This is a genomic window from Antarctobacter heliothermus, assembly GCF_900188425.1.
GTDB lineage: Bacteria > Pseudomonadota > Alphaproteobacteria > Rhodobacterales > Rhodobacteraceae > Antarctobacter > Antarctobacter heliothermus.
In genome coordinates this window covers 73,853-97,608 of sequence record NZ_FZON01000009.1, presented here as the reverse complement: position 1 = coordinate 97,608, position 23,756 = coordinate 73,853, and the positions used below count along the sequence as shown (strand labels likewise).

Sequence of the window (23,756 nt, the reverse complement as noted above, 5' to 3'; positions counted from 1 at the left end):
GGATCAGTGCAGGTATTTGCCCGCTTCCTTGCGGGCAAACGCTTTCATGTCCGCGCCATGTGCCTCCAAAAAGGCGCGGGCGGCATCGGCGTCATGTTTCGACAGGTCGCGCACCCACCAGGCCACGGCCTTTTGAATGAACCAGTCCCGGTCCGGCACATAGCCCGCCGCCCAGTCCAGCACCCGCGCCCGGGCCTCTGATTCGTCCGGTTTGGGAAAGTTCAGCTTGGTCAGGGGCAGGGTGATCACCAGCGCCGCGCGCCGGGTCCACATGTGTGCGCTTGTGGTCCAGCCCTCGATCTCGTCCAGCCGTGACAGATCCGCCATGACGCGGCGCTGACCGGCGATGCAGGCATGATCTGCCACCGCCCAGCCGTCAAAGGACGGCACCCAGGAACAGATCAGATGCCAGACCGCCTCGTCGGGCCGGATGCGTGCCTGGGTCAGCAGTTTGGTCGCCGCCACGCGTGCCTCGTGGATGTTGCTCTGCCAAAGCGCGTCGGCCAGGGCCACCCGCGCCTCCAGATCCATCTCACGCCGCCAGCCGCGCACCATTTCGTCCAGCACAGGATTGGCCACCCCCAGATAGGGGCGGTCCACCTTGTGGTAGCTGGCCATCTGGGATGCCTTTTCAGGGTCACCTGCTGCGCGAAGCGTGTCTATTGCCGCGTCGGCGGTCATCGGGTCGTTTGGTGATGGGGTCACTCGACCGTCACCGATTTCGCCAGATTGCGCGGCTGGTCGACGTCCGTGCCCTTGGCGATGGCGGTGTGATAGGCCAAGAGCTGCGCAGGCAGCGCGTAGAGGATGGGGGACAGCACATCCGGAACCGATGGCATCTGGATCACCCGCCAGACATCCTGACCCGCCGCCGCAGCCCCTTCGGAATCGGTGATCAGGCAGACCTTGCCGCCGCGTGCCATGACCTCTTGCATGTTGGACACGGTCTTTTCGAACAGCGCGTCCTTGGGGGCCATGACCACCACCGGCACATGTTTGTCGATCAGCGCGATGGGCCCGTGCTTCAACTCGCCTGACGCATAAGCCTCGGCATGGATGTAGCTGATTTCCTTCAGTTTCAGCGCGCCTTCCAGCGCCAGTGGATACATCAGCCCGCGCCCCAGGAACAGGATGTCGCGCGCCTCTGCCAGCTTGCGGGCCACGCTGGCGATCACCTCGTCGCGGTCCAGGGCTGCGTTGAACGTACCGGGCAAGGCGCGCAGCCCGGTCAGGATCTCGTCGCGCTGCTCTGGCGTCAGACGTCCGCGCGCCTCTGCCGCCTTCAGCGCCAGCAGCAGCAGGACATTCAACTGACAGGTGAACGCCTTGGTCGAGGCCACGCCAATTTCCACACCTGCATGGATCGGCAGCGCCAGATCGCTTTCGCGGGCGATGGAACTGTCGGGCACGTTGACCACGGAAAAGATATGATCCGCCTTGTCCCGGCAGAAGCGCAGCGCCGCCAGCGTGTCGGCGGTTTCGCCCGATTGCGACACAAACAGCGCCGCGGTGCGCGGCACAATCGGCGGTTCGCGGTAGCGGAACTCGGACGCGACATCGACCTCCACCGGCAGGCCCGCCAGTTGCTCGAACCAGTATTTGGCCGTGAAACAGGCGTAATAGGCGGTGCCGCAGGCGACCATGGTCATCCGGTCGATCTTGGTGAAATCGATGCCGGGATCGGGCAGGGCGATGCCGTCGTCGGTCAGGTAGGCGTTCAGCGCGTTGGACAGGACCGACGGCTGTTCCGCGATCTCCTTGGCCATGAAATGCTTGTACCCGGCCTTGTCCACCCGCGCCGCGTCCATCTGGACCGTGCGCATCTCGCGGTTCACCAGCCGCCCCTCGGCATCGCGGATCGTGGCGCCTGCGCGGGTCAGCACCGCGCGGTCGCCTTCTTCGAGATAGGTGATGTGCGGCGTCAGCGGGGCAAGGGCGATGGCGTCGGACCCGACATACATCTCGCCCTCGCCATGACCAATCGCCAAGGGCGATCCCTTGCGGGCCGCCACCATCAGGTCCTCTTCACCGTCGAACAGAAAGGCCAGCGCAAAGGCACCCTCCAGCTTGTCGATACAGGCCATCGCGGCCTCGACCGGGCCCAGCCCGCCTTGCATCAGGTGGTGGGTCAGTAGCGCGATGGTTTCGGTATCGGTCTCGGTCTGCGGGTCCAGACCGGCGGCGGACACCTCGGCGCGCAACTCCTTGTAGTTCTCGATGATACCGTTGTGCACAACCGCCACCGGGCCAGAGCGATGCGGATGCGCGTTGTCGGTCGAGGGTTGGCCATGGGTGGCCCAGCGGGTGTGTCCAATGCCGGATTTCCCGGCCAAAGGCTGATGCACCAGCAGATCCGACAGGTTCACCAGCTTGCCCATGGCCCGCCGACGGTCCAGATGCCCGTCGTGTACGGTCGCAATCCCCGCGCTGTCATAGCCGCGATATTCCAGCCGCCGCAGCGAGTCGACCAGTTGGGGGGCCACTTCGTGCTTGCCCAGAATGCCTACGATTCCACACATGTTTTCAAATCCCTTGCCTGTAAAATCACGCGGGGCCGCTCAGCCCTGCGTCTGCTGTTGTTTTGCCTTCTTGGCGCGCAGCATGTTCATCAGCTTGGTGGCAAAGCCGGGCTTGACCTCCTGCTTGCCACGCGCCAGCGCCAGCGCCCCGGCGGGCACATCCGCCGTGATGGTCGATCCCGACCCGGTCATCGCGCCGTCCCCCAGCGTCACCGGGGCCACCAGCATGGTGTCCGACCCGATAAAGGCATCTTTGCCAATGACCGTGCGGTGTTTGAACACACCGTCGTAATTGCAGGTGATTGTCCCCGCGCCGATATTGGTGCGCGCGCCGATCTCCGCGTCGCCGATATAGGTCAGATGGTTCGCTTTGACCCCTTCGTGCAGCTGCGCATTCTTGATCTCGACAAAATTGCCCACATGCACGTCTTCGGCCAGTTCCGCGCCGGGACGCAGACGGGCATAGGGTCCAACCACCGCGCCGCGGCTGACGTGACAGCCTTCTAGGTGGGAAAACGCGCGGATGCGCGCGCCGGATTCGATGGTGACGCCGGGGGCAAAAACCACATAGGGCTCAATTTCCGCGTCGCGGCCCACCACCGTGTCCCAGCTCAGTTGCACCGTGTCGGGCGCTTGCAGGGTGACGCCGTCCGCCAGCAACGCGGCGCGGGCCGCTGTCTGAAACGCCGCTTCGGCAAAGGCCAGATCGGCGCGCGAGTTTACGCCCAGCGTCTCGGCCTCAAGGCAGCGCACAACCGTTGCGGTCCGGCCTTCAACCCGGGCCAGTCCCGGCACATCCGTCAGGTAGTATTCGCCGCTGGCATTGTCGTTGCTGACCTTTGACAACATTCCGGCCAACAGTCTCGCATCGGCGGCAATCACGCCGGAATTACAGAGCGTTATGGCGCGTTCTTCATCCGTGGCATCCTTGAACTCGACAATCCGCGTCAGATCATCGCCCTGCATGACCAGCCGCCCATAGCGGGCCGGGTCTGCCGCCTCGAATCCCAGCACCACAACATCATGGGTGGCGCGGGCGGCGCGCATCGCCTCCAGCGTCTCGGCGGAGATAAACGGCGTGTCACCATACAGGACCACCACATCGCCCTCAAACCCGTCGAGCGCGGGCAGCGCCTGCGACACCGCGTGGCCGGTGCCCAGTTGCTCGGCCTGTTCCACAACCGTGACGTCGGGGTCATAGTCGCGGGCGGCGGCGGCCACGGCGTCGAACCCATGACCCGCGACAACCACGGTGCGTTCCGGTTCCAGTGCCGCGCCTGCACGCATGGTATGCCAGAGCATCGGGGCTCCGGCGATCTGGTGCAGGACCTTGGGCAATTCCGATTCCATGCGGGTGCCTTTGCCGGCAGCCAGTATGACGAGGGCAATGCTCATGATCTGCTCCGTAATTGCGTCTTTTCGCTGCCCGTTCTATCGGGTTGGCATGGTGGCGCAAGGTGGCGTCGTTCACTCTGCATTGCGGCATGTGACAGGAGACGCAAATGACCCGGAATTGCGTAATTTTCGATCTGGATGGCACTTTGGCCGACACAAGCGGCGATCTGATCGCGGCGGCCAACGCCTGTTTTGATGGGATGGGGAATGACGTGCGGCTGGATCCGGTCGCCGATGCGGCCATCGCCGTGCGCGGCGCGCGGCGGATGCTGACAGAGGGGCTGACCCGGTCGGGGCGCTATGACGCCGCGCTGGTCGAGGAATGGTTTCCCCGGTTTCTGGACATTTACGGCGATGCCATCGACGTCCACACCCGGATGTATGACGGCGCGGTCGCGGCGGTCGAGGCACTGCGCGTGGCGGATTACGCGGTGGGCATCTGCACCAACAAGCCAGAGGCCCTGGCACAGACCCTGTTGCAGCGCCTTGGTGTGCGCGATCTGTTCGGCTCCTTGATCGGGGCCGACACCGGCCCCACGCGCAAACCCGATGTCGCGCCCTACTGGGCGGCGGTGGACGTTTGCGGCGGTCGGCGGACGGCGTCCTTGTTGGTGGGCGACAGCGACACGGACCGCAACACGGCGCTGGCGGCGGGGGTGCCTTGTGTGCTGGTCACCTTCTCGCCCGACGGGCAGGCGGTGCGCGCGCTGAACCCCGAGGCGGTGATTGACCATTTCGACGAATTGCAGGGCGCGGTGGGGCGGCTGATCGGGACACCGTGAGCCGCGCTGTTTGACCTGTCCCGGTTGGGCGCGCGGGTTAACAACAGGTGAAATCGTCTCTGTAACCTATTGAATTTTCTATGCCGTGATCGGCGCCACATGTGGACATACCCTCAGGGGGCGCGAAACAGATGTTCCGTCAGCGCCGCCAGAGGGGTCTCTTCCAGCCGGTCGATGGCCGCCGCGATTGCCTCTGCCCGGTCCCGGCCCAGAACCGGATCGGCAAGGGCATGGAACTTGTCGATCAGCTCCGCGTCCGAGGGCGGATCCTCCGCATCCCAGCGCGGCCTCATCCAATCGCCTTGCAAAACGCGCCCGTCGCGCAACACCAGCCGCACCCGTGCCAGTCTTGTGCCCGGAAAGACCCTGTTGGCCTGCGCATCCTCCGCCATGATCAGCCCCTCTGACAGGCGCAAGATCTCGGGATCACGCAGCGCCGCGCCGTCCAGATCGGCAGGCGTCAGACCGCCGCGCACCATCGCCACGGCACAGGGGAAAGTGGTCGAATACTGCGCCTCTTCGGTGGTGGCGGGCCGTGCCGTCGCCAGCCGGGTCGCCTCGTGAAAGCTGTCCACCTCGATATGATCCACGTCAGCGGCGGTCAGCCCATGAGCACGCCGCAGCGCCAATACGCCCTCAATCGGGGCCTGCGCCCAGCGGCACACCGGGTCAGGTTTGAAATACTGCCGCAAGATGCGCCAATCGGTGCCCAGACCCGTCCAATGCTCCGGCGCATCCTCAACCGTGATCGCGGGCGCGCCGGTAAAGCCGCGCCGCGCCAGCTGTACCGCCGAGACACCGCTCATCGCGCCCCAGCCCGCGCCGTCCTTGACCATGGTGGGAAAATCAATGCAGCGCATCATCTGGCTGCGCGGCCCGTGGTATTCCGCGATCCCCAGCGCGTGCCGCGTCTGGTCCCGGTCCAGCCCCAGCAGGCGCACACCCGCCGCCGCCGCCGTCACCGCGCCCCAGCTGCCCGAGGTGTGATAATCGGGGCAGGTGGCGTGCTGCGCCTCTGCTGCGCGGGCGCCAAACTCATACCCCATGACCAGCGCGGTCAGAAATGCCTCCCCCGAGATTTGCGCCTGATCGCCGAACACCAGCAGCGCGGGCAGCAGCGGGCAGCCGATGTGCCCCTTGGCCGGGTTATATCCGTCGTGACCGTCCAGACTGTCGATGCTGGTGGCCATCGCCGTGGCCGCCGTCGCGGGCGCCGAGGTGCGGGTGTCGAACAGGATCGGCGCGGCGCCGGGGAAATCCTCGGCCGCGTGGTCGCGGATGATCCGTGACATATCGGTCGCCAGCCCCCCGGCCGCCACGCCGATCAAATCCAGCAAACAGCGTTTGGTCTGTGCGCGGACGGGGTCGGGCAGGTCGCCCCACTGTAGGCCGTGGATGAAATCAATGGGTGTCATTCGTCCAGCGTAGCGCAGGCCATGTGCCCACAATTCATGAAAAGCGACGCGCTGGGTGCGGCAAAGGTCGCGAATGGATTGACCGTTGCGCCATGCCTGCGCCAAAACACGGATATGACAGAGCGTTTCACCGGCAGCTTCACCCAGCAGGAACCCATCCCCGAAGAGGCCATCGCCGCAGCGGTCGAGGTCATGCGGGGCGGGCGTCTGCATCGCTACAACACGCTTGCGGGCGAGACGGCACAGACGGCGCTTTTGGAACAGGAGTTCGCGGCGCAGACCGGCGCGCGCTTTTGCGTGGCTGTGGCGTCGGGCGGCTATGCGCTTGGCTGCGCCTTGCGCGCGGTGGGGGTGCAGCCCGGTGAGACAGTGCTGACCAATGCCTTTACGCTGGCGCCGGTGCCGGGGGCCATTGCGGGCGTCGGCGCGGTGCCGGTCTATGTGGGCGTGACCGAAGACCTGGTAATTGATCTGGAGGACCTGGCGGCCAAGGCGGACCGTGCCGAGGTGCTGATGCTGTCGCATATGCGCGGCCATCTGTGCGACATGGACCGTTTGATGCAGATCTGCGGCGACGCCGGGATCACGGTGATCGAGGATTGCGCCCATACGATGGGCGCTGCGTGGAACGGCGTGCCCTCGGGGCGGCAGGGGGCTGTGGGCTGCTTTTCGATGCAGACCTACAAACACGTCAATTCGGGTGAGGGTGGTTTGCTGATCACCGATGATGAGGACATCGCTGCCCGCGCCATTATGCTGTCTGGATCATATATGCTGTACGAACGGCATCTGGCGGCCCCGGGGCCAGAGGTCTTTGAGCGGGTGAAATACATCACGCCGAACATTTCTGGCCGGATGGACAATTTGCGCGCGGCGATCCTGCGGCCGCAGTTGCGCGCGCTGGAGGCCCAAGTGGACCGCTGGAATGACCGCTACGCAGTGGTCGAAGAGGGCCTGCGCGGCACGCCGGGCCTGCGTCTGACGAAACGGCCGGTGGCAGAGCGGTTTGTCGGCTCGTCGATCCAGTTCCTGTTGCTGGACTGGACCCGGGAGGCGGTGCAGGAGGTGCTGGCGCGCTGCGCTGCGCGCGGGGTCGAGCTGAAATGGTTTGGCGGCGCGGAACCGGCGGGCTTTACCTCGCGCTATGACAGTTGGCGGTACGCCCCGTCGCAGCCGATGCCGTCCACGGATCGCGTGTTGCGCGGGATTGTCGACATGCGACTGCCGCTGACCTTCAGCCTTGAGGATTGCGCGCAGATCGCGCGGATCATCCGGGCCGAGGTCAGCGCGGTCTTTCAGGCACAGCCCCCGGTGCGGGCCGACTAAGCGCCGGGTCGGTGGGCCGGGCGCAGGCTGATCAGATCAGGCCATGGTGGCGCAACTGGTCGACCAGCGGGGCAAGGTGGCGCTCATACCGATGCCATGCCTGATCGCGGTCACGCTGAATGCCCTCGCGCACCTGCAGCGCGCTGGCGGTCACCACGGCGCGGTCGCTGCTGGCAAAGTCCACGCAGGCGGGATCGGGCGGCAATTGCAGTCCGGCCAACAGTGCCTGAACGGTGGCGTCCGGCGCGCGGGTCAGCGCGCCATAATCAAGCCGGTGAACCGCGACGCCGGAATCCTCCCAGAACCCGATCATCTGACGGTAGAGCGCCATGGCCTCGGCAATATCCCGCAAGTCATAGGCAAACCCGTTGCCAGTCCGCACGAAACACTGCCGGAAGATGGACCAGCCAAGCGCGCGCGGCTCTCTGTGCAGCGCGACAATCCGGGTGCCGGGGATCAGTTTCGCCAAGTAGCCAGCCAGCACAAAGTTGAGCGGCATCTTGTCGACAACAAAGGGGCGGCCTTTTGCATGGGTGCGCAGAATTGCCTGATAGGCGTCGCGGACCTCTGAAAGGGTGCTGTCTGTCGGTGGCGTATCCTCCCGCAAAAGCGGCAAAAGGCGTCTCCGCAGGAAGGTCAGTTCCCCTGCGGCGGCGACCTGAGGATGCGCGGCAAGAATGCTTTCCGTCAGGGTCGTACCCGAACGGGGCAAGCCGCAGACCAGGATCGGCAGTGGGTCTGGCGGTGTGGCTTCAGGCGGTCGCAGGGCGGCAAAAGCAGTCCGCACCCGCGCGCCGTCCTCGATGTCGCGGGTCGCGCCCAGCCCGTGCAGTTTCTTCTTGAGCGCGTTGCCGCGCGCGAAATGATCAAAGGCCTTGTCGGGCAGATCGAGATCGTCAAAGGCCTTGCCAAGCGCAAAGTGGAATTCCAGTTGTTCCGCCGCAGGCAGATTGCGTGACTTCAGCAGCCGCACCATCCGCTTTAGTTGCGGGTCGCGGCTGTCGGTAAACCGGTGCAATTCGGCAAAGCCGCGATGGGCCGCGCCGTTCTGCGGTTGCAGTTCGGCCAGCCGGGCAAACCGCGCGCGCGCCATGTCACGCTCCCCCCGGATCAGCGCGGCAATCGCCCCCATGCGCTGCGCCAAAGGGTCATCGCCCAATGCCTCGGCGGCATGTTGCGCCGGGGCGCCCATGGACTCGAATTCCCCCAGCTCATACAGCGCCAGCGCCAGTTCGCGGTACAGCGTGGCCCGGTCCGGGGCGCGGACCAATGCCGTCTGCGCCGCATCGCGCGCGGCGGCGAACCGGCGTCCGGCATTGAAGGCCAATGCCATCGCCTCATGCGGACTGGCGGCATGCGGATGGTGCGCGGCCAGCTTGCGCGCCAACGTCAGCGCCGCGTCCAGACGGCGCGCGTTCAATAGCGCCGACAGCTGGTGCGCGTCCTGCGCGCGCAGGGGCTGTTGTAACAGCGCCGGCATCGTGCGGGTGAACAGCAGGTGCCGCAGGGCAAACACCTCTGGCGCAGAGGCCCACCGCGCGGGCAGGCCATCCAGCAGGGCCTGTGCCGCTGCCGTGTCCTTAGTGTCGATCAGTGCGCTGGCCTGATCAAGGGTTTGGGCAAAACTGTCTGACTGCATGGGGATCCGCTGGTTTGGCATCCTATCATGGGCCTTCCGTCAGGGCGTGCCAAGGGGGGCGGCGCAAGACCATTGACCCGACTCACCTGAGAGCGTTAAATGAACAAGCGTTCAATACTTGGGAGGGACGGGCGTGTTCACGGCATCTATGAATTTCGACCTCGGCGAAGACGTAAACAGCTTGCGCGATATGGTCCACAAATGGGCGCAGGAGCGGGTCAAACCGATGGCGGCCAAGATCGACAGCTCCAACGAATTTCCGCCCGAGTTGTGGACGGAAATGGGCGACCTTGGCCTGTTGGGCGTGACCGTGCCAGAGGAATACGGCGGCGCGGGCATGAGCTATCTGGCCCACACCGTCGCGGTCGAAGAGATCGCGCGCGCCTCTGCCAGCGTGTCACTGTCCTACGGGGCGCATTCCAACCTTTGCGTCAACCAGATCAAGCTGAACGGCACCGATGCGCAGCGCAAGAAATACTTGCCCGGTCTGATTTCCGGGGAACATGTCGGCGCGCTGGCCATGTCCGAGCCGTCCGCCGGATCCGATGTTGTCAGCATGAAGCTGCGCGCCGAAAAGCGGAACGACCGCTTTGTGCTGAATGGCAACAAGTACTGGATCACCAACGGCCCCGACGCCGACACGCTGGTGGTCTACGCCAAGACCGATCCAGAGGCCGGGGCCAAGGGCATCACCGCCTTTCTGATCGAAAAGTCGATGACCGGGTTCAGCACCAGTCCGCATTTCGACAAGCTGGGGATGCGGGGCTCCAACACCGCCGAGCTGATCTTTGACAACGTCGAAGTGCCGTTCGAGAACATCCTTGGCGAAGAGGGCAAGGGCGTGCGCGTCCTGATGTCGGGTCTTGATTACGAGCGAGTCGTGCTGGCGGGCATCGGTCTTGGCATCATGGCGGCCTGTCTGGATGAGGTCATGCCCTACATGGTCGAACGTAAGCAGTTCGGCCAGCCGATTGGCAACTTCCAGCTGATGCAGGGCAAGATCGCCGACATGTATACGGCGATGAATTCGGCCCGCGCCTATGTCTATGAGGTGGCCAAGGCCTGCGACCGGGGGCAGGTGACGCGGCAGGATGCGGCGGCCTGTTGCCTGTACGCATCCGAGCAGGCGATGGTGCAATCGCATCAGGCGGTGCAGGCGCTTGGTGGTGCCGGGTTCCTGGCGGATGCGCCGGTGGCGCGGCTGTTCCGCGATGCCAAGCTGATGGAGATTGGCGCAGGCACGTCCGAAATCCGCCGGATGCTGGTGGGCCGTGAACTGATGGGGGCGATGACCTGAATGCCGGGCAGGGGCGTCCTTCCGGACCATCTGTCCGGAACGGCGGCTGAGCCGGACCCGGTGGAGCGCCGCTGGCCCGTTGCAGGTGCGCGGCGCTGATGCCGCGCTGGCTATGGTGGATGCCTTTGGTGGCCGTGGTCTCGCTGATGGCGGTTCATTTCTTTCGGCTGGGCTGGATCGCCGCCAACCTGACGGAGACCGACGTGATCGAATCCTATGCGCAGAGATACCTTGCGGATCGTGCCCGCGACGGCACCGGAGACGGCGCGCGCATATCCGATTGTGTCGGCTATCCGGGGGCGGAGGCGGGCATCTGGCTGCATGTTGTCTGCGGCCCACCCGGTGATCCGTCCCGACAGTACGAGTACGAGGTCGACCGTCTGGGCCAGTTCGTGAGAGGCTGGTCCCCACACAGTCAGGGTGTCGTTCCGGACAAGACCCCGCATCGCCCCGAAACCTGAGGAGATCCGCCGTGCGTACCCTTCCGATCCTGGCCTTGGCGTTGGCCTTGCCTGCCGGGCCCGTTGCGTCCCAGGACCTGGCCTTTTCCCCCAGTGCCACCGAAACCTGCCTGGGAACGGGCGCGGACTTTCGCAGTTGTGTGGGCCTGTCCGCCGAGGCCTGCATCAACGACTCGGACGGTGGATACAGCACTGTCGGAATGAGCGGGTGCTTTAGCCGCGAGTATGAATGGTGGGATGACCGGCTCAACCTGTCCTACGGTTTTGCGATGGACTTTGCCAAGCAGTCCGATGTGGACAACGCCGGCTTTGGCCCCTCGCAGGCCGACGCCCTGCGTGACATGCAGCGTGCCTGGATCACGTTCCGCGATGCGACCTGCGCCTATGAGCGCAGCCATTGGGGCGGCGGCACCGGGGCCGGACCGGCGGGGGCCGAGTGCATGATGCGCGAAACCGCCGAACAGACCTGGTATCTTGAAAGCATGGTGACGCCCGGCTGATGCTGACACCTGCACCCTCATATGACGCCCTGCGGGCCGGGTTTCGCTGGGATCTGCCCATGCGGTTGAACATGGCTGAACAGGCCTGCGACGGCTGGGCGCGGCGCGACCCGGGGCGGGTGGCGATCATCGATCACGCCAGCGGCGCGGGCGTGACCTACGCCGAACTGGCGCATCTGTCGCGCCAGGTGCAGGCGGCACTGGTGGTGCGCGGCGTGGGGGCGGGTGACCGGGTGGGCGTGCTGCTCAGTCAGTCGCCGCTCTGCGCCGCCGCCCATCTGGCTTGCTGGCGGATGGGGGCAATCTCTGTCCCGCTGTTCATGCTGTTCCGTGAGGATGCCTTGCGTGCACGGCTGGCTGATAGCGGCGCGCATGTGGTGGTCACGGATCAGGAAGGGACCGAGATGCTGGCATCCTTTGATCTGGACATTCTGCGCGAGGATGATTTGCCGGCGGACGGCGCGGAGGGTCCGGCGATTGAAAGCGGACCGGACACACCCGCCGTGCTGATCTACACCTCTGGTACAACGGGCAAGGCCAAGGGGGCCTTGCACGGCCACCGCGTTCTGACGGGTCATTTGCCGGGGGTGGAGATCAGCCATGATTTTCTGGGCCAGCCGGGTGACCTGCTGTGGACACCCGCCGATTGGGCCTGGATCGGTGGTTTGTTCGACGTCCTGATGCCGGGTCTTGCGCTGGGTGTGCCGGTTGTTGCCGCGCGGATGCGGCGGTTTGACCTGGAAGGTTGCGCGAAGATCGTCGCGCAACACGCTGTTCGAAATGTATTCTTTCCGCCGACAGCCCTGCGGATGATCAAGGCGGCGGACATGCAGTTGCCGGGCCTGCGCTCTGTCGCCAGCGGCGGCGAGCCTTTGGGCGTGGAAATTCTGGCGTGGGGGCGCGTGGCCTTTGGCGTCACCATCAACGAGTTCTACGGCCAGACCGAATGCAACATGGTGGCCAGTTCCTGCGGCGCGCTGTTCGACGCGCGCCCCGGCTGCCTTGGCCGTGCGGTGCCGGGTTTTGAGGTGGCGGTTATCGACGAGGCGGGGCAGGTCACGGGTGGCGAGGGCGACATTGCCGTGCGGCGCGGCTGTGCCTCGATGATGCTGGAGTACTGGCAGAACCCGCAGGCGACGGCGGACAAATATCGCGGTGACTGGCTGGTGACCGGGGATCGCGGTGTGGTCGAGGGTGGGTTCATCCGCTTTGTCGGGCGCGAGGATGATGTGATCACCAGCGCCGGATACCGCATCGGCCCGGCCGAGATAGAGGATTGCCTGCTGACCCATCCCGCCGTGGCGACGGTGGGTGTGGTGGGCAAACCCGACGCGCTGCGCACCGAGATCGTCAAGGCCTATGTGGTGCGCAAGGCGGGGGCCAAGGTCGCGGCGCAAGAACTTCAGATATGGGTCAAGGAGCGGTTGGCAAGCTATTCCTATCCAAGGGAAATCACCTTTGTTGATGCGCTGCCGATGACGGTCACCGGCAAGGTGATCCGCAAGCAGCTCAAGGCGATGGCAGCGGCGGAACGGACATGAGACAGCCCATCTGCGGGACAATGAAAAAGGGGTCGAGGACATGAAACTGCAATCCCAGGTGCTGACGGCGGGTGAGGCCTTTGCCACGAACCGCAAGGCGCATCTTGAGGCGCTCGCTCTGATCGAGACTGCCGCCGCCGAGGCCGCAGCGGGCGGCGGTGAGAAATCCCGCGACCGGCATGTGAGCCGGGGCAAGATGCTGCCACGCGAGAGGGTGACCAACCTGCTGGACCCCGGATCGCCGTTCCTTGAGGTCGGTGCCACGGCGGCGCATGGCATGTATGACGGGGCAGCGCCCTGTGCGGGCGTGATCGCGGGGATCGGGTTGGTCGAGGGGCGGCAGGTCATGGTGGTTTGCAACGATGCCACCGTAAAGGGTGGCACCTACTACCCGATGACGGTCAAGAAACACCTGCGCGCGCAGGAGATCGCCGAGGAAAACCACCTGCCGTGCGTCTACCTTGTGGACAGCGGCGGCGCGAACCTGCCCAATCAGGATGAGGTTTTTCCCGACCGCGACCACTTTGGCCGGATCTTTTACAATCAGGCGCGGATGTCGGCCAAGGGGATCGCACAGATCGCCGTGGTCATGGGGTCGTGTACGGCGGGCGGGGCCTATGTACCCGCGATGTCGGACGTGTCGATCATCGTCAAGGAACAGGGCACAATCTTTCTCGCCGGTCCCCCGCTGGTCAAGGCGGCGACGGGCGAGGTGGTCACCGCCGAGGATCTGGGCGGCGGCGATGTTCACACCCGCCTGTCCGGCGTGGCGGACTACCTGGCCGAGGATGACGCCCATGCGCTGGCGCTGGCGCGGCGGGCCGTCGGGTCGTTGGGCGGCAGCGGGGCGGATCTGTCCATGATCGGTGAGGCCCCCGCCTATGACCCGGACGAATTGCTGGGGGTGGTGCCCGCCGATCTGCGCACGCCCTACGACATCCGCGAAGTCATCGCGCGATTGGTCGATGGCTCTTACTTTGACGAGTTCAAACCGCGCTTTGGTGAGACGCTGGTGTGCGGCTTTGCCAAGGTACACGGCATGGATGTGGGCATCGTCGCAAACAACGGCGTGTTGTTTTCCGAAAGCGCCTCAAAGGGCGCGCATTTTGTCGAACTTTGTTCGGCGCGCAAGATCCCCTTGGTTTTCCTGCAAAACATCACCGGCTTTATGGTTGGGCGCAAATACGAAAACGAGGGAATCGCGCGGCATGGCGCCAAGATGGTGACGGCTGTGGCCTCAACGTCCGTGCCCAAGGTCACGATGCTGGTCGGCGGATCGTTTGGCGCGGGCAACTATGGCATGGCGGGTCGGTCGTACCAGCCGCGTTTCCTGTGGACGTGGCCCAACAGCCGCATCTCCGTCATGGGCGGCCCGCAGGCGGCGGGGGTTCTGGCCACCGTCAAACGCGACGCCATCGAACGGTCGGGCGGCACATGGTCGGCGGACGAAGAGGCCGCGTTCAAGCAGCCGACACTGGACATGTTCGAACGCCAGTCGCACCCGCTCTACGCCTCGGCGCGGCTGTGGGACGACGGCATTGTCGATCCGCGCAAGTCGCGCAGCGTGCTGGCGCTGAGCCTGCGGGCGGCGCTGAACGCACCCATAGAGGACACGCGCTTTGGCGTGTTCCGGATGTGAGGCGCGTTGTCATGAAGGAGATCCCCAGATGAGCGCGCAGACGCTGCAACAGATCATTGATGAGAACCCTGAGGCAGAGACCTTTCGCTATGGGGATACGCCGCAACTGTGCGCGCAGATCCTGGCGCTGGTGCGGTCGGGCAAGAAAACCGCCACCGTCGAGGCCAAGCGCGTCTTTGGCAAGGACGGCGATGGCGACGCGCTGCCGGTTGTGGGGCGGCGTGACGTGGCGCTGAACTGGGACGGCACGCCCGCGCTGATGGTCGAGACGGTCGAGGTGACCACCCGGAGGTTCGACCAGATGGATGAGGCCTTTGTCGCGAAGCAGGGAGAGTTTCGCGACCTTGCGCATTGGCAAAAGGCCTATCGCGCGTATTTCTCGCGCAATGGTGGTGTGTCCGAGGACATGGAGATCATCTGCGAACGGTTTCGCGTGGTGGAGGATTATGCATGACGGCGCTTTGGGAGAGGAAATACCATGTTTGACACCATCCTGATTGCCAACCGGGGCGAGATCGCCGCACGCGTCATCCGCACGGCGCGCGCCATGGGGTTGCACTGCGTGGCGGTGCATTCCGATGTGGACGCGGATGCGCTGCATGTGGAACTGGCCGATGAGGCGGTGTGCATCGGCGGGGCGGCACCGTCGCAAAGCTATCTGCGCGGCGATGTGATCATCGAGGCCGCCAAGGCCACCGGCGCGCAGGCGATCCATCCCGGCTATGGGTTCCTGTCGGAGAACCCCGATTTTGTTCAGGCGGTCGAGGCAGCGGGGCTGACCTTTATCGGACCATCGGCGCAGGCGATCCGGCAGATGGGCCTCAAGGACGCGGCCAAGCGGTTGATGGATGCGGCGGGCGTGCCCGTTGTGCCCGGCTACATGGGGGAGGACCAAGACCCCGGCCATCTGGAGGTCGAAGCGCACAAGGTCGGTTATCCGCTGCTGATCAAGGCCGTCGCGGGTGGCGGTGGCAAGGGGATGCGGCTGGTCGAGCGGCCAGAGGATTTTGTCGACGCGCTGGAACGGGCCAAGGCCGAGGCGCGCACCGCCTTTGGCAACGATGCCGTGTTGATTGAAAAGTTCATCCAGCGCCCGCGCCACATCGAGGTGCAGGTGTTTGGCGACGGCACCCGCGCGGTGCATCTGTTTGAACGCGATTGTTCGCTGCAACGCCGCCACCAGAAGGTGATCGAAGAGGCGCCCGCGCCGGGCATGACGCCCGAGATGCGCGCCGCCATGGGGCAGGCCGCGGTCAAGGCCGCCGAGGCCATCGCCTACAAGGGCGCAGGCACGGTCGAGTTCATCGTGGACGGGGCAAACGGGCTGCGGCCCGACGGGTTCTGGTTCATGGAGATGAACACGCGCCTGCAGGTGGAACACCCTGTGACAGAGGAAATCTGCGGCGTCGATCTGGTCGAATGGCAGATCCGCGTGGCGGCGGGGGAACTCCTGCCTGCGGTGCAGGACGATCTGAAGATCAACGGCCACGCCTTTGAGGCGCGGCTATACGCCGAGGACGTGCCGGCGGGGTTCCTGCCCGCCACAGGCACGCTTGCGGAATTGGCTTTCCCCGAAGGTGTCCGGGCAGAGGCGGGCGTGCGGTCAGGCGATGCGATCAGCCCGCATTACGATCCGATGATTGCCAAGCTGGTGGTACACGGACCCAGCCGCGCGGTGGCGTTGCGCCGTCTGGCGCGCGGGCTGCGCGACACGCGGGTGGCGGGGACCGTGACCAACCTTGGGTTCCTTGGCGCGCTGGCCGAACATGAGGGATTCGCGCGCGGCGAGGTGGATACCGGGCTGATCGGGCGTGACCTTGACGCGCTGATTGCCCCGGCCGAGGTGACACCGCAGATCTGGGCAGAGGCGGCGATGGCGGCCCTGGGCCTGCTGGCGGCGCAGGGCTGGGATGCAGGCTTTACCCTTTGGGGGGCGGAATGGCGCGCCGTGGTGCTGGAGCAGGGCGGCGAGACGCGTGAGATTGGCGTCAAACTGCGCGGCCCGGATGCGGCAGTGGTGCGCGTCGAGGGGCAGGAGGTCGCGGCGGCGCGCGGCGTGCGCGGCTGGACCTTTGACGGCAAACCCGGCGCGGGCGCGCATGTGACACGCGATCATGTGACGGTCTATGCCGACTACGGTGTGCGTTTTGCGCGGCCCGACCCCTTGGCACGCGGTGCGGGTGCGCAGGCGGCGGCAGGGGCGCTTGCGCCGATGCCGGGGCGGGTTGTCTCTGTCCATGTGGCAGTGGGACAGACCGTGGAAGAGGGCGACCGGCTGGTGGTGCTGGAGGCGATGAAAATGGAACACACGCTGCGTGCAGGCCGTGCCGGGCAGGTGGCCGAGGTGCTGGTGGCCGAAGGCGATCAGGTCGAAGCGGGCGCGCCGCTGGTGGTGCTGGTCGAGGAGGACGCGGCATGAGCGGTGCCAAACCGAATGTGACGCTGCATCATGTGCAATACGGACGGTCGTTCCGCGTGCTGTGGTTGTTGGAGGAAATCGGGCTGAACCGCTTTGGCGGGCTGGAGATTGTCGAACACCGGATCGGCACCAAGGAGATGCGCGAGAGCGATCTGGGCCGGATCTCACCGGCTGTGCGCATCCCGGCGATCGAGATTGACGGTCTGGAGATGAGCGAGAGCGGCGCGATCGTTCAATACATGGTGGAAACCTATGCGCCGGAGTTGGGCCGCGGGCCCGGCGATCCGGAGCGGCCTGCCTATCTGCAATGGATTCACTATGCCGAAACGCAGGCCAGCCTTGTGGAACAGCTCAACCTGATGATGGTGTTTCTGCGACCGCCTGCGAAACCGTCACCCATCGTGGTCAAACTGAACGTGGCGCGGCTGCGCCAGACCTTGCAGGGGATCGAGGACCGGCTGGGCGAACGGGACTGGCTGTTGCCATCGGGGTTTTCGGCGGCGGACGTGATGATGGGGTTCAACCTGTTCGCTGTGCCGTATTATGTCCGGCTGGACGCCTTTCCGCGTGTCGCCGCCTACAAGGCGCGCATCGAGGCGCGGGAGGCGAACCGACGGGCGGTGGCGCGCGAGGGGCCGCAGCGGTTTTACGACAAGGATTTCTACCCGGTGCCCGAGGCGTAGGGCTGCAGGCGTGATCCAATTGTGCGCCTGCGGCGCGCTGTTTGTCTCGCGCCCCGCCTGCGGCGGAGTGCTCGGGGGTTTTGGATATTTTTGGACAGAAGAAACCGGGGGTGTGTGATGGCGGATTACGTCGAGATCTTTGAGGTCGGGCCGCGCGACGGTCTGCAGAACGAAAAGCGCGCGATTCCGACGGCGGAGAAGGTGGCGCTGGTTGACCTGCTGTCAGGGGCCGGGTTTCGGCGCATTGAGTGCGCGTCTTTTGTCAGTCCGAAATGGGTGCCGCAGATGGCGGATTCCGGTGAAGTTCTGGCCGGGATCACCCGTGCGGCGGGGGTGTCCTACGCGGCGTTGACGCCGAACCTGAAGGGTTTGGAGCGGGCCTTGGCGGCAAAGGCGGATGAGGTTGCGGTGTTTGGTGCCGCCTCTGAGGGGTTCTCAAAGGCCAATATCAACGCGTCGGTCGATGAGGGGTTGGCGCGGTTTGTGCCGGTGGCCGAGGCGGCGCGGGAAGCAGGGTTGCCGGTGCGGGGCTATGTGTCCTGCGTTGTGGAGTGCCCCTATGATGGCTCTGTGGCACCTGCCGCGGTGGCGCGGGTTGTTGCGGCTTTGCGCGACATGGGCTGTTACGAGGTGTCATTGGGCGACACCATTGGGCAGGGCCGTCCGGAGGCGGTGGAGGCCATGCTGGACGCGGTGTTGCAGGAGTTGCCGGCGGCGCGACTTGCCGGGCATTTTCACGACACCTCTGGCCGGGCCTTGGCGAACATCGATGTGGCGTTGGCGCGGGGGGTTCGGGTGTTTGACGCTGCCGTCGGCGGTTTGGGGGGCTGTCCCTATGCGCCGGGGGCGGCGGGCAATGTGGCCACCGAGGCGGTACAGGCGCATCTTGAGGCACGCGGTTTCACGACCGGGCTGGACCCGGCGGTGCTGGCGCGCGGGGCGGAGATGGCGCGGGCGATGCGGGTGGGCTGAAGGGGGCCGGGCTGAAAAGGGTTGGGCCGCCTGTGAGCAATGGTTTCGGATCAGCTTGCTGCGGCGGGTGGAAGACAACGAGGGACGGTATGGAATTCATCGAGGTGCGCCGCGACGGGCGTGGAGTTGCGGAGATCCGGCTATGCCGCGCGGACAAGCACAATGCGTTGTCGGCGCAAATGATGACGGAACTGGAGGCGGCGGCAAAGGATTTGGCGGCTGACGACGCGGTGCGCGTTGTGGTGCTGTCCGCCGAGGGGCACAGTTTCTGCGCCGGGGGCGATCTGGCCTGGATGCAGGCGCAGTTCGAGATGGACAGCGCCACCCGGCGGGTTGAATCGGCGCGTATCGCCACGGCGCTGGGGGCGCTGTACGCGCTGCCGCAGCCGCTGATCGGGCGGGTGCAGGGCAACGCCTTTGGTGGCGGTCTGGGGTTGATTTCGGTCTGTGACGTGGCGGTGGCCGCGGACGCGGCGAAATTTGGCCTGACCGAAGTGAAACTGGGGCTGATCCCGGCCAATATCGGTCCTTATGTGATCCACCGCATGGGCGCGCGGAATGCGCAGGAAGTGTTCATGAACGCCCGGCTGTTCGGCGCGCAGGAGGCCGTGCGGCTGGGTCTGGTGAACCGGGTCGCGGCAGCAGAGGCGCTGGACGCGGCGGTCGAGGCCGAAGTGGCCCCCTATCTGGCCTGTGCGCCCGGCGCTGTGCGGGACGCCAAGGCGCTGTTGCGCCGGTTGGCGGGCGAGGTTTCCGCAGAGTCCGTTGACGGGGCGATTGATGCGCTGGCAGACCGTTGGGAAACCGATGAGGCACGGCAAGGAATCGCCGCCTTTTTCGACAAGCGCCCGACCCCTTGGGCCTGACGCCATCCGTTGATTGGGGCCAGAGACGGGGCCAGAGACGGGGCCAGTAACGGGGGGCAGGGCATGCGGTCGCGTCTCCCGGTGCGAGTGGTCATGTGGTGGAGCAACCCGGGGTGCGGTATGATCCAAAGACAAGACTTGGCGAGGGTGACATGCTGATCCAGATTGCCCATCTTTATGCCACAGCCTGCATGGCCATTGTCTTTTTCCAAATTGCGCTGATCGGTGGCGCGCCCCTTGGGCGTTGGACGCAAGGCGGGCAGCATCCGGGGCGGTTGCCGTTGCCCGGGCGGATCGTGGCAGGGCTTTCTATTTTTGTGCTCCTTTTTCAGGCGCTTGCGGTGTTGTCGGCGGCGGGCTTTCCGGGCATGGACTGGCCGCGCTGGACCGGGTGGGTGGCGCTGGCGGTGAGCGCAATCAGCGCGGTTCTGAACGGGATAACACCCTCTGCAAAAGAGCGCGCGGTCTGGTTCCCGGTGATCCTGGTGATGGCGGGAATGGCGGGCTATGTGATGATTTCCACCATTCGATGAGGGGACGGGACTCGGGCCCTTTGGGACCCATCGCCCGCCCGCTCCCCCTCTGTCAGGCCCTGCGCCTGGAGAGGCGTGCCGTTGACGCGGAAGCCGACTCTGTCGGCTTGGACGGTGCAGACCAAGCCGGGCGCTGTCAGGGTCACGGGCGCGACGCTTGGGCGCGGGATTGGTCAGCGGATCTTTTGGGCAGTGACCGCATCCCATTGTCAATAAAGGAAAATCTTGGGGGTCCAGCGAATTGCGTTTAATCGCAGGGATTTGAATGCTTTCGGGCCGTGTTGACCCTGCCCGGAGGCGGTTATATGGGACAGTAAGCCAAGCGCCCATGCGCCCGATCCCTGAAGGAGCCACGTCTTGGAAGAGATGCTGCGGGAATACCTTCCCATCCTTGTCTTTCTGGCCATTGCCATCGGTCTAGGCATTGTTCTGATCCTTGCCGCGGTGTTGATCGCCGTGCGCAACCCGGACCCCGAAAAGGTCTCTGCCTACGAATGCGGGTTCAACGCATTCGACGATGCGCGGATGAAGTTCGACGTCCGGTTCTACCTTGTCTCGATCCTGTTCATCATCTTCGACCTTGAGATTGCCTTTCTGTTCCCATGGGCAGTGGCGTTCAAGGATGTGTCGATGCTGGGCTTTTGGTCGATGATGGTGTTTCTGGGCGTGCTGACAATCGGCTTTGCCTACGAATGGAAGAAAGGGGCGCTCGAATGGGAGTGATGACCGGGGCGAACACTGCGGGGCCTGACCGCGAGGTGGCCACCCAGACCCTGAACCGTGAGTTGCAGGACAAAGGCTTCCTGCTGACCTCGACCGAGGATATCATCAACTGGGCGCGCACCGGGTCGCTGCACTGGATGACCTTTGGTCTGGCCTGCTGCGCGGTTGAGATGATGCACACCGCAATGCCGCGTTATGATGTCGAACGGTTCGGCTTTGCCCCGCGCGCCAGCCCGCGCCAGTCGGACGTGATGATCGTCGCCGGTACGCTGACCAACAAGATGGCCCCGGCGCTGCGCAAGGTTTACGACCAGATGCCGGAACCGCGCTATGTGATCTCGATGGGGTCCTGCGCCAACGGCGGTGGCTATTACCACTATTCCTACAGCGTTGTGCGTGGCTGTGACCGCGTTGTGCCCGTGGATATCTATGTGCCCGGCTGCCCGCCGACGGCAGAGGCGCTGGTTTACGGCATCCTCGCGCTGCAGAAAAAGATCCGCCGCACCGGCACGCTGGTCCGCTAAGGGGAAATCCATGACAGACGCACTCAAGGAACTGGGCGGCCATATCGAGAGCAAGCGCCCCGACTGTGTGATCGGCTGGGACGTCACCCATGACGAACTGAACGTCGATGTGGCACCGTCGAACATTCGCGGCTTTGTCGAGTTCCTCAAGACCGATCCGACCTGCAAGTTCTCGACGCTGGTGGACATCACGGCGGTGGACTATCCCGCGCGGCCCAAGCGGTTCGACGTGGTCTATCACTTTTTGTCGATGTACCAAAACCACCGTATCCGCCTGCGGGTCAGCATCCGTGAGGATGAGATGGTGCCATCTGTTGTGACGGTACACCCCAGCGCCAACTGGTTCGAACGCGAAGTGTTCGACATGTTCGGTATCCTGTTTTCCGGCCACCCGGACCTGCGCCGCATCCTGACGGACTACGGGTTCCGCGGCTATCCGCTGCGCAAGGATTTCCCGACCACCGGCTACACCGAGGTCCGCTACGACGAAGAGCAAAAGCGCGTCGTCTATGAGCCCGTGTCGCTGGTGCAGGAATACCGCCAGTTCGATTTCATGTCCCCGTGGGAAGGCGCGCAATATGTGCTGCCCGGTGATGAGAAGTCAGACGAGGCCAAGGGATGAGCGCGTTGCTGAACGGGTTTTGGCTGGCCCTGTTCGGGCCGCTGATGCTGTTGCCTGTGCTGATGCGCCAATTGAATATGGCGCGTGTGACCGCGACTTGCGCGAAAAAGGGGACGAAATAATGGACGGCTCCAAAGGTTTCGAAGACGCCCTGACGGGCGAGCAGAAAATCCGCAATTTCAACATCAACTTTGGCCCGCAGCACCCGGCGGCACACGGCGTGTTGCGTCTGGTGCTGGAGCTGGACGGCGAGATCGTCGAACGCTGCGATCCGCATATCGGCCTGCTGCACCGTGGCACCGAAAAGCTGATGGAAAGCCGGACTTACCTGCAGAACCTGCCCTATTTCGACCGGCTGGATTACGTGGCCCCGATGAACCAGGAACACGCCTGGTGTCTGGCGATCGAAAAGCTGACCGGCACGCCTGTGCCGCGCCGCGCCTCGCTGATCCGGGTGCTGTATTCGGAAATCGGCCGCATCCTGAACCACCTGCTGAACGTGACCACGCAGGCCATGGACGTGGGCGCTCTGACGCCGCCGCTGTGGGGCTTCGAAGAGCGCGAAAAGCTGATGGTTTTCTATGAGCGGGCCTGCGGCGCGCGTCTGCACTCGGCCTATTTCCGTCCCGGCGGTGTCCATCAGGATCTGCCGCCCGAGCTGATCGACGATATTGAGGAATGGACCAAGGATTTCCCGCGCGTTCTGGCGGATATCGACGGGTTGCTGACCGAAAACCGCATCTTCAAACAGCGCAACGCCGACATTGGCGTCGTGAATGAGGAAGAAATCAACGAATGGGGCTTTTCCGGCGTCATGGTGCGGGGGTCCGGCCTGGCATGGGATCTGCGCCGCGCGCAGCCCTACGAATGCTACGACGAGTTTGAATTCCAGATCCCGGTGGGCAAGAACGGCGACTGCTATGACCGTTACCTTGTCCGCATGGAGGAAATGCGCCAGTCGCTGAAGATCATGCAGCAGGCGATCGAGAAGCTTCGCGCGCCCGAAGGGCAGGGCGAGATTGTGGCCCGTGGCAAGATCACCCCGCCCAAACGCGGTGAGATGAAGCGCTCGATGGAGGCGCTGATCCACCACTTCAAGCTGTATACCGAGGGCTTTCACGTCCCCGCGGGCGAGGTATACGCCGCCGTCGAGGCGCCCAAGGGCGAATTTGGTGTGTACCTTGTGGCCGATGGCAGCAACAAACCCTACCGCGCCAAGATCCGCGCTCCGGGTTATCTGCATTTGCAAGCGATGGACCATGTCGCCAAGGGCCACCAGCTGGCCGACGTGGCGGCGATCATCGGCACGATGGATGTGGTTTTCGGGGAGATCGACAGATGAAACCTTGGCTGGTCCTGCTTTCACTGGTTGCAGTCCCTGCGCTGGCGCAGGATCTGCCAGAGTTCAATGAGCGGTTCAGCTATGAGATCAAGGGTGTCTTCGACGACGGCCTGATCATCGAAAGCGGCCGCCACATCTTTTACTGCGAACTCGACGAGGGACCGGACGACGCCTATCTCTTTATGGAGACCTGTGTGCCCGTCCTTGGCCCCGAGGCGGCGGCCAAGGCGTCCAAGGCGCGGATGGCGAATTTGACCGATGAGGGTGACTTTCTCGAGGCGCTGGAGCGGATGCCGATCGAGACTCTGATGCCTGCGGTGATCGACTCGCTGAAGGACATCAACTGCGTGGTGAACTTCCGTGACGGCGAAGACCATTTTCAGGCTGTGCTGGCCGACAACCTGGCCACGCTGACCGGATACAAAGGGCCGCTCACGCCCGATGGCATCGAGGAAATCGGTGAACTGGCCGAAGACGCGGCCGAGATGCTGGTCAAGAACGGTCAGATTGTTGTCGACCGCGATGCCGGGACGGCGCGGCTGTTGGACTGCCCTTAAG

24 protein-coding genes are annotated in these 23,756 nt (G+C 64.7%); 19 read left to right on the top strand and 5 right to left on the bottom strand.

The genetic code is table 11. The features are described 5' to 3' along the window. Nucleotides 1-3: 3 nt before the first annotated feature. The 3 genes from CHB90_RS06990 to glmU are packed head-to-tail and all read right to left on the bottom strand — an operon-like array spanning nt 4 to nt 3,914. Entirely contained in the window at nt 4-681 is a 678-nt protein-coding gene (locus CHB90_RS06990; protein ID WP_089277142.1) for a DNA alkylation repair protein, read from the bottom strand. A gap of 20 nt (nt 682-701) precedes the next feature. After that, a complete protein-coding gene (glmS, locus tag CHB90_RS06985) occupies nt 702-2,519 on the bottom strand; it encodes a glutamine--fructose-6-phosphate transaminase (isomerizing) (RefSeq protein WP_089277141.1) in 1,818 nt (605 codons plus the stop codon). A gap of 39 nt (nt 2,520-2,558) precedes the next feature. After that, nucleotides 2,559-3,914, bottom strand: coding sequence for a bifunctional UDP-N-acetylglucosamine diphosphorylase/glucosamine-1-phosphate N-acetyltransferase GlmU (glmU, locus tag CHB90_RS06980; protein ID WP_089277140.1), 1,356 nt, complete (start codon nt 3,912-3,914; stop codon nt 2,559-2,561). 107 nt (nt 3,915-4,021) lie between these two features. Between glmU and CHB90_RS06975 the strand changes: the two genes are divergently transcribed. Continuing rightward, nucleotides 4,022-4,696 (top strand): HAD hydrolase-like protein, encoded by a 675-nt coding sequence (locus CHB90_RS06975; protein WP_089277139.1) that lies wholly within the window; start codon nt 4,022-4,024, stop codon nt 4,694-4,696. 113 nt (nt 4,697-4,809) lie between these two features. Here the strand turns inward: CHB90_RS06975 and CHB90_RS06970 are convergent, their stop codons facing one another. Further along, the gene (locus tag CHB90_RS06970; protein ID WP_089277138.1) at nt 4,810-6,111 is read right to left on the bottom strand and encodes an MmgE/PrpD family protein; all 1,302 of its coding nucleotides are present in this window, start codon (nt 6,109-6,111) and stop codon (nt 4,810-4,812) included. 114 nt (nt 6,112-6,225) lie between these two features. Between CHB90_RS06970 and CHB90_RS06965 the strand changes: the two genes are divergently transcribed. Continuing rightward, complete coding sequence (locus tag CHB90_RS06965; RefSeq protein WP_089277165.1) at nt 6,226-7,437, top strand: DegT/DnrJ/EryC1/StrS family aminotransferase; 1,212 nt, start codon at nt 6,226-6,228, stop codon at nt 7,435-7,437. A 31-nt stretch (nt 7,438-7,468) separates the two neighbouring features. Here the strand turns inward: CHB90_RS06965 and CHB90_RS06960 are convergent, their stop codons facing one another. Beyond that, a complete protein-coding gene (locus CHB90_RS06960) occupies nt 7,469-9,076 on the bottom strand; it encodes a tetratricopeptide repeat-containing sulfotransferase family protein (protein ID WP_170940997.1) in 1,608 nt (535 codons plus the stop codon). Between the two features lie 133 nt (nt 9,077-9,209). On the opposite strand from CHB90_RS06960, the gene CHB90_RS06955 reads away from it, so the two are divergent. From CHB90_RS06955 to CHB90_RS06880, 17 genes are all read left to right on the top strand, one after another. Next, complete coding sequence (locus CHB90_RS06955) at nt 9,210-10,373, top strand: isovaleryl-CoA dehydrogenase (protein ID WP_089277136.1); 1,164 nt, start codon at nt 9,210-9,212, stop codon at nt 10,371-10,373. A gap of 98 nt (nt 10,374-10,471) precedes the next feature. Beyond that, nucleotides 10,472-10,834 carry a hypothetical protein gene (locus CHB90_RS06950; RefSeq protein WP_212591575.1) on the top strand — a complete coding sequence of 121 codons (363 nt, stop codon included), beginning with the start codon at nt 10,472-10,474 and terminating at the stop codon, nt 10,832-10,834. A gap of 11 nt (nt 10,835-10,845) precedes the next feature. After that, nucleotides 10,846-11,334 carry a lysozyme inhibitor LprI family protein gene (locus tag CHB90_RS06945; protein WP_089277135.1) on the top strand — a complete coding sequence of 163 codons (489 nt, stop codon included), beginning with the start codon at nt 10,846-10,848 and terminating at the stop codon, nt 11,332-11,334. Next, nucleotides 11,334-12,875: an AMP-binding protein gene (locus CHB90_RS06940; protein ID WP_089277134.1), complete on the top strand. Its 1,542-nt coding sequence runs from the start codon at nt 11,334-11,336 to the stop codon at nt 12,873-12,875. Before CHB90_RS06945 ends, CHB90_RS06940 begins: the two co-directional genes overlap by 1 nt. 40 nt (nt 12,876-12,915) lie before the next feature. Then, nucleotides 12,916-14,514 carry a carboxyl transferase domain-containing protein gene (locus CHB90_RS06935; protein ID WP_089277133.1) on the top strand — a complete coding sequence of 533 codons (1,599 nt, stop codon included), beginning with the start codon at nt 12,916-12,918 and terminating at the stop codon, nt 14,512-14,514. Between the two features lie 28 nt (nt 14,515-14,542). Next, complete coding sequence (locus CHB90_RS06930; RefSeq protein WP_089277132.1) at nt 14,543-14,968, top strand: ASCH domain-containing protein; 426 nt, start codon at nt 14,543-14,545, stop codon at nt 14,966-14,968. A gap of 24 nt (nt 14,969-14,992) precedes the next feature. Then, complete coding sequence (locus tag CHB90_RS06925) at nt 14,993-16,933, top strand: acetyl/propionyl/methylcrotonyl-CoA carboxylase subunit alpha (protein ID WP_089277131.1); 1,941 nt, start codon at nt 14,993-14,995, stop codon at nt 16,931-16,933. Beyond that, entirely contained in the window at nt 16,930-17,616 is a 687-nt protein-coding gene (locus tag CHB90_RS06920; RefSeq protein WP_089277130.1) for a glutathione S-transferase family protein, read from the top strand. The genes CHB90_RS06925 and CHB90_RS06920 overlap by 4 nt, the downstream gene beginning before the upstream one ends. 117 nt (nt 17,617-17,733) lie before the next feature. Next, on the top strand, nt 17,734-18,588 hold the full coding sequence (locus CHB90_RS06915) for a hydroxymethylglutaryl-CoA lyase (protein ID WP_089277129.1): 855 nt from the start codon (nt 17,734-17,736) through the stop codon (nt 18,586-18,588). 89 nt (nt 18,589-18,677) lie between these two features. Continuing rightward, nucleotides 18,678-19,454: a crotonase/enoyl-CoA hydratase family protein gene (locus CHB90_RS06910; protein WP_089277128.1), complete on the top strand. Its 777-nt coding sequence runs from the start codon at nt 18,678-18,680 to the stop codon at nt 19,452-19,454. 152 nt (nt 19,455-19,606) lie between these two features. After that, entirely contained in the window at nt 19,607-19,987 is a 381-nt protein-coding gene (locus CHB90_RS06905) for a hypothetical protein (protein ID WP_089277127.1), read from the top strand. 357 nt (nt 19,988-20,344) lie between these two features. Continuing rightward, the gene (locus CHB90_RS06900) at nt 20,345-20,710 is read left to right on the top strand and encodes an NADH-quinone oxidoreductase subunit A (RefSeq protein ID WP_089277126.1); all 366 of its coding nucleotides are present in this window, start codon (nt 20,345-20,347) and stop codon (nt 20,708-20,710) included. Next, complete coding sequence (locus tag CHB90_RS06895) at nt 20,701-21,234, top strand: NuoB/complex I 20 kDa subunit family protein (RefSeq protein ID WP_089277125.1); 534 nt, start codon at nt 20,701-20,703, stop codon at nt 21,232-21,234. Before CHB90_RS06900 ends, CHB90_RS06895 begins: the two co-directional genes overlap by 10 nt. Before the next feature lie 10 nt (nt 21,235-21,244). Beyond that, nucleotides 21,245-21,856, top strand: a complete 612-nt coding sequence (locus CHB90_RS06890; RefSeq protein WP_089277124.1) for an NADH-quinone oxidoreductase subunit C — start codon at nt 21,245-21,247, stop codon at nt 21,854-21,856. Continuing rightward, nucleotides 21,853-21,978 carry a hypothetical protein gene (locus tag CHB90_RS27295; protein WP_281256083.1) on the top strand — a complete coding sequence of 42 codons (126 nt, stop codon included), beginning with the start codon at nt 21,853-21,855 and terminating at the stop codon, nt 21,976-21,978. Before CHB90_RS06890 ends, CHB90_RS27295 begins: the two co-directional genes overlap by 4 nt. Next, entirely contained in the window at nt 21,978-23,198 is a 1,221-nt protein-coding gene (locus tag CHB90_RS06885) for an NADH-quinone oxidoreductase subunit D (protein ID WP_089277123.1), read from the top strand. The genes CHB90_RS27295 and CHB90_RS06885 overlap by 1 nt, the downstream gene beginning before the upstream one ends. Then, on the top strand, nt 23,195-23,755 hold the full coding sequence (locus CHB90_RS06880; RefSeq protein WP_089277122.1) for a hypothetical protein: 561 nt from the start codon (nt 23,195-23,197) through the stop codon (nt 23,753-23,755). The genes CHB90_RS06885 and CHB90_RS06880 overlap by 4 nt, the downstream gene beginning before the upstream one ends. Nucleotide 23,756 lies beyond the last annotated feature (1 nt).

What these genes read in the sequence shown, in the direction of transcription:
- CHB90_RS06975 (WP_089277139.1), top strand. Translation starts at nt 4,022, where the DNA reads ATGACCCGGAATTGCGTAATTTTCGATCTGGATGGCACTTTGGCCGAC.
- CHB90_RS06960 (WP_170940997.1), bottom strand. Translation starts at nt 9,076, where the DNA reads ATGCAGTCAGACAGTTTTGCCCAAACCCTTGATCAGGCCAGCGCACTG.
- CHB90_RS06910 (WP_089277128.1), top strand. Translation starts at nt 18,678, where the DNA reads ATGGAATTCATCGAGGTGCGCCGCGACGGGCGTGGAGTTGCGGAGATC.
- CHB90_RS06880 (WP_089277122.1), top strand. Translation starts at nt 23,195, where the DNA reads ATGAAACCTTGGCTGGTCCTGCTTTCACTGGTTGCAGTCCCTGCGCTG.
- CHB90_RS06895 (WP_089277125.1), top strand. Translation starts at nt 20,701, where the DNA reads ATGGGAGTGATGACCGGGGCGAACACTGCGGGGCCTGACCGCGAGGTG.
- CHB90_RS06915 (WP_089277129.1), top strand. Translation starts at nt 17,734, where the DNA reads ATGGCGGATTACGTCGAGATCTTTGAGGTCGGGCCGCGCGACGGTCTG.
- CHB90_RS06970 (WP_089277138.1), bottom strand. Translation starts at nt 6,111, where the DNA reads ATGACACCCATTGATTTCATCCACGGCCTACAGTGGGGCGACCTGCCC.
- CHB90_RS06935 (WP_089277133.1), top strand. Translation starts at nt 12,916, where the DNA reads ATGAAACTGCAATCCCAGGTGCTGACGGCGGGTGAGGCCTTTGCCACG.
- CHB90_RS06920 (WP_089277130.1), top strand. Translation starts at nt 16,930, where the DNA reads ATGAGCGGTGCCAAACCGAATGTGACGCTGCATCATGTGCAATACGGA.
- CHB90_RS06940 (WP_089277134.1), top strand. Translation starts at nt 11,334, where the DNA reads ATGCTGACACCTGCACCCTCATATGACGCCCTGCGGGCCGGGTTTCGC.
- CHB90_RS06905 (WP_089277127.1), top strand. Translation starts at nt 19,607, where the DNA reads ATGCTGATCCAGATTGCCCATCTTTATGCCACAGCCTGCATGGCCATT.
- CHB90_RS06885 (WP_089277123.1), top strand. Translation starts at nt 21,978, where the DNA reads ATGGACGGCTCCAAAGGTTTCGAAGACGCCCTGACGGGCGAGCAGAAA.
- glmS (WP_089277141.1), bottom strand. Translation starts at nt 2,519, where the DNA reads ATGTGTGGAATCGTAGGCATTCTGGGCAAGCACGAAGTGGCCCCCCAA.
- CHB90_RS27295 (WP_281256083.1), top strand. Translation starts at nt 21,853, where the DNA reads ATGAGCGCGTTGCTGAACGGGTTTTGGCTGGCCCTGTTCGGGCCGCTG.
- glmU (WP_089277140.1), bottom strand. Translation starts at nt 3,914, where the DNA reads ATGAGCATTGCCCTCGTCATACTGGCTGCCGGCAAAGGCACCCGCATG.
- CHB90_RS06930 (WP_089277132.1), top strand. Translation starts at nt 14,543, where the DNA reads ATGAGCGCGCAGACGCTGCAACAGATCATTGATGAGAACCCTGAGGCA.
- CHB90_RS06990 (WP_089277142.1), bottom strand. Translation starts at nt 681, where the DNA reads ATGACCGCCGACGCGGCAATAGACACGCTTCGCGCAGCAGGTGACCCT.
- CHB90_RS06925 (WP_089277131.1), top strand. Translation starts at nt 14,993, where the DNA reads ATGTTTGACACCATCCTGATTGCCAACCGGGGCGAGATCGCCGCACGC.
- CHB90_RS06965 (WP_089277165.1), top strand. Translation starts at nt 6,226, where the DNA reads ATGACAGAGCGTTTCACCGGCAGCTTCACCCAGCAGGAACCCATCCCC.
- CHB90_RS06950 (WP_212591575.1), top strand. Translation starts at nt 10,472, where the DNA reads ATGCCGCGCTGGCTATGGTGGATGCCTTTGGTGGCCGTGGTCTCGCTG.
- CHB90_RS06890 (WP_089277124.1), top strand. Translation starts at nt 21,245, where the DNA reads ATGACAGACGCACTCAAGGAACTGGGCGGCCATATCGAGAGCAAGCGC.